Origin of the sequence: Halotalea alkalilenta DSM 17697 (assembly GCF_000621205.1) — a bacterium.
In the GTDB taxonomy this organism is placed as follows: Bacteria; Pseudomonadota; Gammaproteobacteria; order Pseudomonadales; family Halomonadaceae; genus Halotalea; species Halotalea alkalilenta.
The window spans coordinates 86754-98047 of record NZ_JHYY01000035.1; the positions used below are offsets into that span (position 1 = coordinate 86754).

13 protein-coding genes are annotated in these 11294 nt (G+C 61.8%); 5 read left to right on the top strand and 8 right to left on the bottom strand.

The features are described from left to right. Positions 1-462 precede the first annotated feature (462 nt). From Q376_RS0107170 to Q376_RS0107195, 6 genes are all read right to left on the bottom strand, one after another. Positions 463-1308 carry a metal ABC transporter permease gene (locus Q376_RS0107170; RefSeq protein ID WP_027349749.1) on the bottom strand — a complete coding sequence of 282 codons (846 nt, stop codon included), beginning with the start codon at positions 1306-1308 and terminating at the stop codon, positions 463-465. Then, on the bottom strand, positions 1305-2165 hold the full coding sequence (locus Q376_RS0107175) for a metal ABC transporter permease (protein WP_027349750.1): 861 nt from the start codon (positions 2163-2165) through the stop codon (positions 1305-1307). Before Q376_RS0107175 ends, Q376_RS0107170 begins: the two co-directional genes overlap by 4 nt. Further along, entirely contained in the window at positions 2162-3067 is a 906-nt protein-coding gene (locus Q376_RS0107180) for a manganese/iron ABC transporter ATP-binding protein (RefSeq protein WP_027349751.1), read from the bottom strand. Before Q376_RS0107180 ends, Q376_RS0107175 begins: the two co-directional genes overlap by 4 nt. Then, the gene (locus tag Q376_RS0107185) at positions 3064-3966 is read right to left on the bottom strand and encodes a metal ABC transporter substrate-binding protein (protein ID WP_027349752.1); all 903 of its coding nucleotides are present in this window, start codon (positions 3964-3966) and stop codon (positions 3064-3066) included. The genes Q376_RS0107180 and Q376_RS0107185 overlap by 4 nt, the downstream gene beginning before the upstream one ends. A gap of 233 nt (positions 3967-4199) precedes the next feature. After that, a complete protein-coding gene (locus Q376_RS0107190) occupies positions 4200-4694 on the bottom strand; it encodes a fasciclin domain-containing protein (RefSeq protein WP_027349753.1) in 495 nt (164 codons plus the stop codon). Positions 4695-4762: 68 nt separating this feature from the next. Continuing rightward, positions 4763-5935: a GNAT family N-acetyltransferase gene (locus tag Q376_RS0107195; RefSeq protein ID WP_052365034.1), complete on the bottom strand. Its 1173-nt coding sequence runs from the start codon at positions 5933-5935 to the stop codon at positions 4763-4765. 167 nt (positions 5936-6102) lie between these two features. Between Q376_RS0107195 and pncB the strand changes: the two genes are divergently transcribed. Then, positions 6103-7272, top strand: a complete 1170-nt coding sequence (gene pncB / locus Q376_RS0107200) for a nicotinate phosphoribosyltransferase (protein WP_027349755.1) — start codon at positions 6103-6105, stop codon at positions 7270-7272. A gap of 24 nt (positions 7273-7296) precedes the next feature. Here the strand turns inward: pncB and Q376_RS0107205 are convergent, their stop codons facing one another. Then, positions 7297-7653, bottom strand: coding sequence for a hypothetical protein (locus tag Q376_RS0107205; RefSeq protein WP_155834191.1), 357 nt, complete (start codon positions 7651-7653; stop codon positions 7297-7299). A gap of 517 nt (positions 7654-8170) precedes the next feature. On the opposite strand from Q376_RS0107205, the gene pncA reads away from it, so the two are divergent. From pncA to Q376_RS0107230, 4 genes are all read left to right on the top strand, one after another. Further along, the gene (pncA, locus tag Q376_RS0107215; protein WP_027349757.1) at positions 8171-8827 is read left to right on the top strand and encodes a bifunctional nicotinamidase/pyrazinamidase; all 657 of its coding nucleotides are present in this window, start codon (positions 8171-8173) and stop codon (positions 8825-8827) included. A 67-nt stretch (positions 8828-8894) separates the two neighbouring features. Next, positions 8895-9101, top strand: a complete 207-nt coding sequence (locus tag Q376_RS0107220) for a dodecin (protein WP_027349758.1) — start codon at positions 8895-8897, stop codon at positions 9099-9101. A 36-nt stretch (positions 9102-9137) separates the two neighbouring features. Then, entirely contained in the window at positions 9138-10511 is a 1374-nt protein-coding gene (trkA, locus tag Q376_RS0107225) for a Trk system potassium transporter TrkA (RefSeq protein ID WP_027349759.1), read from the top strand. A gap of 110 nt (positions 10512-10621) precedes the next feature. Then, on the top strand, positions 10622-10879 hold the full coding sequence (locus tag Q376_RS0107230; RefSeq protein ID WP_027349760.1) for a type B 50S ribosomal protein L31: 258 nt from the start codon (positions 10622-10624) through the stop codon (positions 10877-10879). 138 nt (positions 10880-11017) lie between these two features. Here Q376_RS0107230 and Q376_RS25335 read toward each other — a convergent pair. Further along, the coding region (locus tag Q376_RS25335) for a transposase (protein ID WP_027349761.1) at positions 11018-11294 on the bottom strand (277 nt) is incomplete at its 5' end.

Sequence of the window (11294 nt, forward strand, 5' to 3'; positions counted from 1 at the left end):
AACAGCAAAACCCGTACCGTGAATCGATCTTCGACGACCACCCAATACCTTGGTATTAGATAGTGATCGGGCAACCGCTGAACGTTGCCCGCAGAGATGCTGATTCTGATGACCATGCATGAAGGAAGTTCGCCCACCCTCGACCACCGCTTTTCGCTCGATGATCGATTCGCCCCTTCTTCATATAGTCGCTAAAGGCAATGGCAGTCAAAGGATGAAAACCAACTGTAACGCTTCGCTACCTACCGTTCCTTGAACTGAATCAATTAATTCGCTCGAAACGACCAGGCAGGCAATGCGAAGCAGGCTGCGGCATGCCTGTCACAGGCATGCCGCAGCGCACTCGAGGGGTGGAAGATCATTCTTTAGTCTTGGGTGCCTCTTCGCGAAGCAGCCAAGCTCGAACGGCACTGCATTGGCACCATCTTGGCCCAAAGCCGGCTACCGCCCGAGCGAGGCGATTCAGGACGCTACGCGCCCCTCGACCCGCGCGGCCTTGCGCGAGGCGTGTATGAACGCCACGACGAAGAAGATCGAGAGCAGCAGCACGATCGTCGGTGCCGGTGCGCTGTCGATGAAGAACGAAAGATAGACCCCTGCGAAGGAACAGACCACCGCGATCGCTACGGAGAGGATCAGCATGGTGCTGAACCGCCGAGTGAGCAGGAAGGCGACGGCTCCGGGCGCGATCAGCATGGCGATGGCGATGATGATGCCGACCGCCTGCAGCGCACCGACGATGGTCAGCGAGATCAGGCAAAGCAAACCATAGTGGAGCAGGTGGACCCGAAGGCCGACCGCCCGCGCCTGGGTGGGATCGAAGGCGTGGAGCAGGAAATCCTTCCACTTGACACCGATGACGCAGGCGGTGATCGCGGCAATGATCGCAGACTGGGCGATATCGCCCCAGGAGATGCCGAGCATGTCGCCGAACAGGATATGGTCCAGATGCACGTCGGACTGGATCTTGACGTAAAGAACCAGGCCCAGGCCGAACATGCCGGAGAACACCACGCCCATCACGGTGTCCTGCTTGATGCGGCTGTTGTCCTTCAGGAAGCCGGTCGCGACGGCGCAGAACATGCCGGCGATGAAGGCGCCGATCGCATAAGGGAAGCCGACGATGTAGGCGATGACCACACCAGGAAAGACCGCGTGCGAGATCGCATCGCCCATCAGCGACCAGCCCTTTAGGACGAGGAAGCAGGAAAGCAGCGCCATGGGGATCGCGACCAGCACGGAGATGATCAGCGCATTGACCATGAAGCTGAACTGAAACGGCATGAGTAACGTGTCGATAAGGCTCATCGACCTGCCTCCAGCGCCTGCGACGCACGCCTGCGGGCCGCCAGCATTCCATGCTTGGGAGCGAACAGGAAAGCGATCAGGAAGATCGCGGTCTGGAGCACGACGATGATCCCGCCGGTGGCCCCGTCGAGGAAGTAGCTCGCATAGGCGCCGGTGAAGCTGGTAAGCGTACCGATCGCGACAGCAATGACGAGCAGCCGCGGGAACCGATCCGTCAGCAGGTAGGCGGTCGCGCCGGGCGTTACGACCATGCAGATGACGAGAAACGCACCCACCGTCTGAAGCGCGGCAACGGTAGAGGCCGACAGCAGGGTGAAGAACATGATCTTGAGCGCGGTGGGGTTGAGCCCGACCGAGCGCGCATGGCTCTCATCGAAGAAGGCCACCATCAGGTCCTTCCATTTGGCCAGCAGGATGGCGAGCGAGACGAAGCCGATGATCGCAAGCTGCAAGGTGTCCCCCCGCGTGATCGCGAGGATGTTGCCGAGCACGATGGTCTGGATGTTCACCGACGTGGGCGAGAGAGAGACCATGAACAGCCCGAGCCCGAAGAACGCCGAGAAGATCAGGCCGATGATGGCGTCTTCCTTCAGCTTGGTGCGCTGGTTGAGGAAGAGCATGGTCGCAGCCGCCAGCCCACCGGAGAAGAACGCGCCGATCGAGAACGGCAGCCCGAGCATGTAGGCGCCGGCGACGCCTGGCACGATCGAGTGCGAAAGCGCGTCGCCGATCAGCGACCAGCCTTTGAGCATCAGGTAGCAGGACAGGAACGCACAGACACCGCCGACCAGGGCCGAGACCCACATCGCATTGAGCATGTAGTTGTAAGTGAACGGCTCGAGCAGGCCCGTCATCATTGCGACCTCCCCTCGTCCCGCGCTGGCGAACGCGCCGTCGCCTTGCCGCCCTGGAACACCAGCGGGCGTTCATCGTCGGTGAAGACGCCGATCGGTTGCGCGCCGTCGCCGGGCGTCTGTTGCAGGACGAAATGACGGAGCACGCCGCCGAAGGTCTCCTCGAGATTCTCCTGGGTGAAGGTCTCGACCGTCGGGCCATAGGCGAGAATGGTGCCCTTGATCAGGATGGTGCGGTCGCAGAACTCCGGCACGCTGCCGAGATTGTGCGTGGAGACGAGCATGACCCGGCCTTCATCGCGCAGCTCCCCCAAGAGCTTGACGATCTGGTCCTCCGTCTTGACGTCGACGCCGGTGAAGGGCTCGTCCAGCAGGATGACCCGGCCGTCCTGGGCGAGCGCGCGGGCGAGGAAAACCCGCTTCCTCTGTCCGCCCGAAAGCTCACCGATCTGGCGCTTGCGGAAATCACTCATGTCGACGCGGGCGAGCGCCTTGGAAACGGCCTCACGGTCGGCCGCCTTGGGTATGCGCAGCATGCCCATGTGCCCGTAGCGCCCCATCATGACGACGTCTTCGACCAGTACCGGAAAGTTCCAGTCGACCTCTTCCGCCTGCGGCACATAGGCCACCAGGTTCTGGCGCAGGGCCTGCTCGACCGGCATGCCCAGCACTCGGATCTCCCCCCTGGCGAGGCGCAGAAACCCCATGATCGACTTGAACAGGGTCGACTTGCCGGAGCCGTTGACCCCGACGAGCGCCGCGATGGTACCGGTCGGGATCCGAAAGCTCGCGTCGCGAAGCGCGGTGTGGCCATTGCGGTAGGTGACAGTGGCACCGTTGACTTCAATGCCTGATCCCGCCTCGGCAGAGGCGGGAAGAACAGACGTAGTGGGAGAGGCTGTCACTGGCTGAGTCCCGTAGCGATCGTTTCCGAAGTGACGCGGAGCAGGTCGATGTAAGTAGGTACTTCGCCATCCGGCCCGGTCAGCGAATCGACATAGAGCACGCCGCCATACCTGGCACCGGTCTCACGAGCGACCTGCTGCGCCGGCGCGGGAGAAATGGTGCTCTCCGAGAAGACGACCCCGATATCATGCTCGCGGACAGCGTCGATCACTTTGCGCACCTGCTGCGGGGTGCCCTGCTGGTCGGCGTTGATCGGCCAAAGGTAGAGCTCCTTCAGCCCGAAGTCGCGTGCCAGATAGGAAAAGGCGCCCTCGCTCGTCACCAGCCAGCGTTTTTCTTCCGGGATGCTGGCAAGCTGCGCTTTGATCGGCTCTATCGCCGCATTGATCTGCGCTTTGTAGGCTTGCGCATTGGCTGCATAGATCTCGGCATTCTCGGGATCATGCTCCATGAAAGCGTCGCGGATGTTGTCGACGTAGATCGACGCCGCCGCCGGAGACATCCACGCATGCGGATTCGGCTTACCCGTATAGGGCCCCTCGACGATGCCCATCGGTTCGATCCCTTCGGAGACCACCACGCTCGGCACATCGCTCAAATTCTGGAAGAAACGCTCGAACCATAGTTCCAGGTTGAGGCCGTTCCAGAGGATCAACTGCGCTCCCTGCGCCCGCATGATATCGCCTGGAGTAGGCTGGTAATTGTGGATCTCAGCATCCGGCTTGGTGATCGACTCCACGATGGCCGCATCGCCGGCGACATTTTGCGCAATGTCGGCAATGACCGTGAAGGTGGTCACCGCCTTGAACTTCTCCTCGGCGGCGGCTGGCGCGACGGTCGCCACGGCGGCTGCCGCCAGTGCTGCGACCATCACTGCACGCCTCAAACGGTCGATCATCTTTCTAATTCCTCCTAAGACCTGGCTACGAAAATCCGAAACTCTCATGACTTCGGTGATCGATCCGGGAGGCTTGCGCGAGCCCGCCCCGCTTTCACCACGACGCATATAATGAAACGATGATGAAAATAGAATCAATATCACAAAAAAATAAACCGAGGTTAACTTAAGACTGAGAAAAGCCCGCTCGCGTCATGCGGGCGGGCTCCTCGGCAAGCCTCGGGAAAAGCTGCTCAGTAGGGGAAGTGCGGTACCAGCGGAGCATCGATCACATGGATGACACCGTTATCGGCGCGCAGGTCGGCTTCGATCACCTCCCGCCCGTTGACGCTGAAACGCTCGCCATCGTCGACCAGGCGCAGCTGCTGAGTCAGCGCCGGCACCACAGGGGTATGCACGACTTCATCGCGGACGATCAAAGCGGGGACCGCATGATAGGCGACCCAGCGTTCGAGCGTTGCGTGCGAGGCGGAATCCAGCCGCTGCGCCTGGGCGGGCTCCAGCTCGGCGAACCCTTCGTCGACAGGGATGAAGACGGTGAACGGCCCCCGTCCCTCGAGCCTATCGGACAGCCCGGAAGCCTCGGCCATCTCGATGAAGCGGGTGAAGCGGCCATCCTGGCGAGCGAGCTCGAGCACATCCGCGGCGGCGGCCGGCTGAACGCCCAGCATGGCGAACGGCAACAAGGGCAGCACGAGGCGTAGCGGCTTGGGCAGCGGAAGGCGCATCGGTATCTCCATTGGTGATGATCACGGCGACGGATTCTAACCGCCGCCATGCCCTGTCGTGCAGGGCGCTAAGCCTGGTCTCGGCGAAATGGAAGCAGCTCCCCGGCGGCGTCCCGGCGGGCGATCGTCAACGCGCGCTCATCCGCCAGGAAGGTCTCCACCGCATGTCGCAGCGAAGGCGCGGCGAGCCAATGCAGCGAGTGGGTGAGCAGCGGCTCGAACCCGCGCGGAATCTTGTGCTCGCCCTGGGTACCCGGATCGAAGTGCTCAAGCCCCTGGGTCAGACAATAATCGATGCCCTGGTAGTAACAAGCCTCGAAATGCAGGCAGTCGGCGTGCACTTCGCTCCCCCAGTAGCGCCCATAGAGCGTGTCGCCACCCTGGAAGAACAACGAGCAGGCGACTGGCATACCATGATGGCGGGCCTGGACCAGCACCAGCGCCTCGGGCATACGCTGGAGTAGGAGGACGAAGAACGCCAGCGGCAGGTAGCCACGCTGCCCATGCTCGAGATAGGTGATCTGGTAGCAGCGATAGAAATGCCTGAGCGCCGCTTCATCGATCTCGGCGCCACACAGCCGGTGCAGCGTCAGTCCTTGCTCGGCGACCTTGCGTCGCTCGCGCCGGACTTCCTTGCGTCGTTTGGCGGTAAAGGTGGCGAGAAAACCCTCGAAGTCATGATAGCCGCGATCGTGCCAGTGGTACTGGACCCCGTAGCGCAGCGCCAGAGCGGGCCATGCCGCCCGCCAGCGCTGGCTTTCAGCCTGGCTGGGAAACAGCAGGTGCCAGCCGGAAACACGCGGGCTTTCGAGCCAGGGAAGCAGCGCTTCGACCAGCGCCATGTGGGACTCGCCCACAGCGTGCAAAAGCCTGGGCCCGGCCGCCGGTGTGAACGGAACCGCGCTGACCAGCTTGGGATAGTACGCTCCACCGGCACGCTCCCAGGCATCCGCCCACTGCCAGTCGAAGACGTACTCACCGAACGAGTGGTGCTTCTCGAAACACGGCAGCGCTCCTACCAGCCGCTCGCCGCGCCAGACACCGAGATGCCGAGGCGACCAACCACTCTCGCCCCCCACCGCCCCGCTCTCCTCGAGCGCATGCAGGAAGGCATGACGAGCGAACGGATAACCATCGCTCACCAGCGCATCCCATTGTTCGGCGGGCAGCGAGCCGAGCGAGAGCGAACGCACCTCGAGTTCGCGCGAGCTTTCCAGTGCCCCCTGGCCACCTCTACCCATCGGCTACTCCTGGAGAGGAAAATGTTACCGGCACGGCGTGGAGCCGCTTGATATGGTGCGCTATTCTAGGCCGAATCATCGACGCCCGATCCCGGCACCCCGGACCCGCCTGCAAGTTGCTCAGGTCGCGCCAGCCAGCCCTAGCCCCAGAGGTCTCAAGCCGCCCCATGCTAGTTTCGATCCTCGACAACGACTTCTACAAGTTCACCATGCAGAATGCGGTGATCAAGCTCTTTCCCCGGGCCTGGGCGCGCTATGGATTCATCAATCGCGGCAAGCATGCCTTTCCCGAAGGCTTCTCGACGCGCCTGCGCGCCGCGGTGGACAGAATGGCCGAACTCGAGCTGAGCCAGGACGAACGCGACTTCCTCGAACGTACCTGCCCCTATCTCGATCCGACCTATCACGACTTCCTCCAGGGTTTTCGCTTCGATCCCGACGAAGTGGTCATCCGCCAGCGTGGAGAGGATCTCGAGGTCACGGTCGAAGGGCTCTGGTACCGCACCATCCTGTGGGAAATGCCGCTGATGGCTTTGATCAGCGAGCTATGGTTCGAGATGCGGGGCGAACCGAGGGAGAGCGACGAGCAGGCGCTAGAGAAGACCAGGGCGAAAATCGAGCACTACCGCCGACTCGGACTCAAGGTCGCCGAGTTCGGCACTCGCCGGCGCTACAGCTATGCGCTGCACGACAAAGTGGTGGCGACGCTCAAGCGCTATGGCGAGAGCTCTTTCACCGGTACCAGCAACGTTCACCTGGCGCACCGCCACGGCGTCAAACCGCTCGGCACCCATGCCCACGAATGGTTCATGTTCCATGCCGCCAACTATGGCTTCAAGGTCGCCAACTCGGTAGCGCTGAACAACTGGGTCAAGGTCTATCGTGGTGATCTCGGCATCGCGCTGACCGATACCTTCACCACCGAGGTATTCTTCGCAAGCTTCGACAAGATGCTCGCCAAGCTCTTCGATGGGCTGCGTCACGACAGCGGCGATGCGATCGCTTTCGCCGAAACCACCATCGAACACTACAAGAAGCTCGGCATCGACCCGCGCAGCAAGACGATCATATTCTCCGACGCGCTCGATCCGGAAAAGGTCGATCGAATCGTGCGTTTTTGCAGCGGCAGGATCGGCATGTCCTTCGGCATCGGAACGAATTTCACCAACGACGTCGGGGTCAAGCCGATGAACATCGTGGTCAAGATGACGGAGACCCGCCCGGAGGGAGACGATCAGTGGCTCGCGGTGGTGAAACTCTCGGATATCCGCGAGAAGAACACGGGCGATCCGCAGATGATCCAGCTGGCCCGCCAGATTCTTTCCCTTCCCGGCTGAACGCCGGCGCGATCGAGGGCAGGCTCAGGCGCGGCGGCGCAGCGGTGCCCGCTCGTCGACGGCTTCATGGCGCGGCTTTTCGAGCCTGCTCTCTGATTCGTCGGGTGAGTGAGCCTGACGACGCGGCTCATCCACGACCTCGACGCCCTGGCCGGCCGCGCGCTCGCGAGCGACGCGCATCAGTGCCTCGAGCTGCTCGGCGCTGATCTCGACGCGCTCGACGCGGCGTTCGCCACTCCAAAGCACATCGATGATCGGCCGCTCCCGGTGCTGATCGAGACCGACTACGCGACCGATCCGATCCTGGCGAGAATCACGCAGAGTCGAACCGAGCAGATAATGAATGTCGCTGACGAAGGGCAATCTTCTTCTATTGGACATGTAATTCACCGGACATGCTGGATTTCGTGGTGGCGACGCTCGCTCGCGAACGTACGAAAGACGCTATGCCTGCCGACGGGTTCGCCCATGATCAAAGGCAGAAAAATCATCGCTACGCTCGAACGCACCGACGAGACCGCACGGAAGCCGACCTGCAGTGCAGGCGCGCCTGCGCTACCGGGTCATTTATAGGGCCGGAGTCTAACATACCCCATAGATCAAAAATAAAAGACCTTGTCAATATTTTTGTAGTCAACAATTCACCATCATTCACGCAGCCTTACATCGTGTGAACATTGCTTGAACTCTTCACCCGACTTTTTGCAGTCGAAAGGCTTAGATTGGAAGTAGATCGGGTAAATAGGAGATATCGAATTCGCCACAGAGCAGTCCCTATGGCCGAAAAACGTCGTTAGAGGAACGGCTGCGGAAAAACCTCGCCGATCATCGCCGCATTTGCTCAAGCAAAGCCGTCGCCAGGATCGATGACCACGAACCCAACGGAAGACCGATCACCATGACCACTCGCTTCTCTCCCGATTTCATCCACAGCGCGCTGATCGTGGTCGATGTGCAGCCTGATTTCATGCCAGGCGGCGCGCTGGCCTGCGAGGATGGCGATCAGATCGTCTCCGCCATCGACGCCCTGCTCGCCGCCCGGCGCTTCGGCCACGTGGTCGCGACGCAGGATTGGCACCCGGCCGGGCATGTCTCGTTCGCGAGCCAGCATCCCGGCAGGGCGCCCTTCGAGCGAATCCCGCTGCACGGCGAAGAGCAGACCCTCTGGCCGGACCACTGTGTGCAGGGCAGCCCGGGGGCCCAGCTCCATCCGATGATCGATTGGGCACCGGTCGACCTGATCATCCGCAAGGGCACCGACCCCCAGGTCGACTCCTACAGCGCTTTTCGCCACAACCCCGGCCCCGCCGGCAGCCGCCCGACCACGGGCCTCGCCGGCTGGCTGCGCGAGCGCGGCGTGACGGACGTCTACCTCTGCGGCCTCGCCCGCGATGTCTGCGTACTGTGGAGCGCCGAGGATGCGGTGGATGCGGGCTTCAAGACCCATCTGCTGTGGTCGCTCACTCGCCCGGTCAGCTCGGCGAACGACACCGCGACCCGCCAGGCGCTCGCGAACGGCCGGGTCGAGATTGGCGAAATCGACAGCGCGAATTGAGTGACTATGCTGTGGGAACGACGATGGAGCGTCGTCGGCCATCAATCCCTTCAGGAGGTGTAGAATCATGAGCGACAACGTCTACAAGTCGATCGAACTGACCGGCTCAGCCACCACAAGCGTCGAGGATGCGGTGAACAACGCCTTGATCAAGGCGAGCGAGACGGTACGCGACATGCAGTGGTTCGAGATCACCAGCACCCGCGGCCATATCGAAGGCGGTCGTGTCGCGCACTGGCAGGTCAGCCTCAAGGTCGGTTTCAAGCTGGAATGACACGCTCGATGAGCAACGCAGGATGAACTCTGACGGATGAAGATACTGATCCTCGGCGCGGGGCAGGTGGGCGGCACCTTGGCTGAGCACCTCGCCCGCGAGGAGAACGACATCACCGTGATCGATGTCGACCTGGCAAGCCTGCGCGAGCTGCACAACCGCTGCGAAATCAGCATTCTCCATGGCCATGCCTCGCACCCTGCGGTACTTGCCGAGGCGGGCTGCGAGAGCGCCGACATGCTGATCGCGGTGACCAACGATGACGAGATCAACATGGTCGCCTGCCAGGTGGCCTATTCGCTGTTCAAGACTCCCACCAAGATCGCGCGGGTGCGCTCGAGCGCCTACCTGATGCGCCGCGAGCTGTTCAATCCCGGCGCTATCCCGATCGACGTCTTGATCAGTCCGGAACAGGTGGTGACCACCCAGATCCGTCGACTGATCGAATATCCAGGCGCCCTCCAAGTGCTCGACTTCTGCGATGGGATGATCCAACTGGTGGCGATGAAGGCCTACCAGGATGGCCCGCTGGTCGGACAGAAGCTGCGGGCGCTGCACGAGGCCCCTGACGCGATCAACAGCTGGGTCAGCGCGATCTACCGGCACAATCGGCCGTTCATTCCCGATGGGCACACGGTGGTCGAAGCCGACGACGAAATATTCTTCTTCGCCGCGCGCCGTGACATCCGCACGGTGATGGCGAGAATGCGGCGCAGCGATCGCAGCGTTCGCCACGTCATCATCGCCGGCGGCGGCCACATCGGCGAGCGGCTGGCGCAGTCGCTCGAGCCCTCCCACCGGGTCAAGATCATCGAGCGCGACCTGGAGCGCTGCCAGACCCTCGCCGAGCGTCTCGACGACACTGTGGTGCTGCATGGCTCTGCGACCTCGAAGCGCCTGCTCACCGATGAGAACATCGACGAGTGCGACATCTATTGCGCGCTGACCAATGATGACGAAGTCAACGTCATGTCCTCGATGCTGGCCAAGCGCCTCGGCGCACGCAAGGTACTCGCATTGATCAACAATACCGCCTACGTCGATCTGGTCCAGGGCGGTGAGATCGATATCGCCATCTCGCCGGAGCAAGCGACCATCAGCGGCCTGCTCTCCCATGTGCGCCAGGGCGATCTGGCCAGCGTCCATTCGCTGCGCCGAGGCGCGGCGGAAGCGATCGAGCTGGTGGTCCACGGCAAGGAGAGACACTCGCGTGTGGTTGGCCATACCATCCGGGAGCTCGGACTTCCCGAGGGCATCACCATCGGTGTGGTGGTACGCGGCGAAGAGGTGCTGTTCGGCAAGGGGTCGCTGCGCATCCAGGACGGCGATCATCTCGTCTTGCTGGTGATCGACAAGCAAAAGCTGCGCGAAGTGGAGAGACTGTTCCAAGTCGATGGGCGGATTCGATGAGAGCGCACCTCGTCCGCATGGCCGGCTTGGCGCTCATCACCAATATGTTATAGTATATCTAAACAGCGCCGTATCCCGATAACCGGCCCATTCCGATAGGGAGCAATGCCATGCGTGCCAACATTCATCCCAGCTATCGCAAAGTAATATTCCACGACACCAACGCCGATGCCTATTTCCTGATCGGCTCGACCATCGACGCTCATGACACCATCGAGTGGCAGGACGGCAACACCTACCCGCTGGTCAAGCTCGATGTCTCCTCGGCCTCGCACCCCTTCTATACCGGCCAGCAGCGTGCGATCAGCAGCGAAGGACGCGCCGCCCAGTTCAAACGGCGCTTCGGCTCTCTCGGCTCACGCAGTTGAATGACCGCCAGTTGCCCGCAATGAGCGGGCAACGCTAGAGAGGTGACGTAAAAAGAGAAGGGGTGCTGCGCGCAGCACCCCTTCTCTTTCAGACTGCTGACGAACCCTGCTTTTACAGGCAGGGTTCGTCATTTCAGTTCAAGCCACCCACTTTGCGTGCAGATACCCAGGGAATCGGTAGATGACGGTCATGGCGCTCATCAACGCCTCACAGCGCCGTTGAACAACGCTCCAGGCCCCAAAAATGGATGAAAATAGCCGGCGCATCCGCGCCAGGGCCATCTTCTTCAGGTTTTGGCAGGCTGCGGCAAGCAGACACTGCTCTCTCACCCGAGCCAGTCCCCGCATCCGAGCGTAGCGATGGCCGTGTAGCTGTTTGGCATCGGCGAAGCTTCGCTCCACCGTCTCCTTTCGT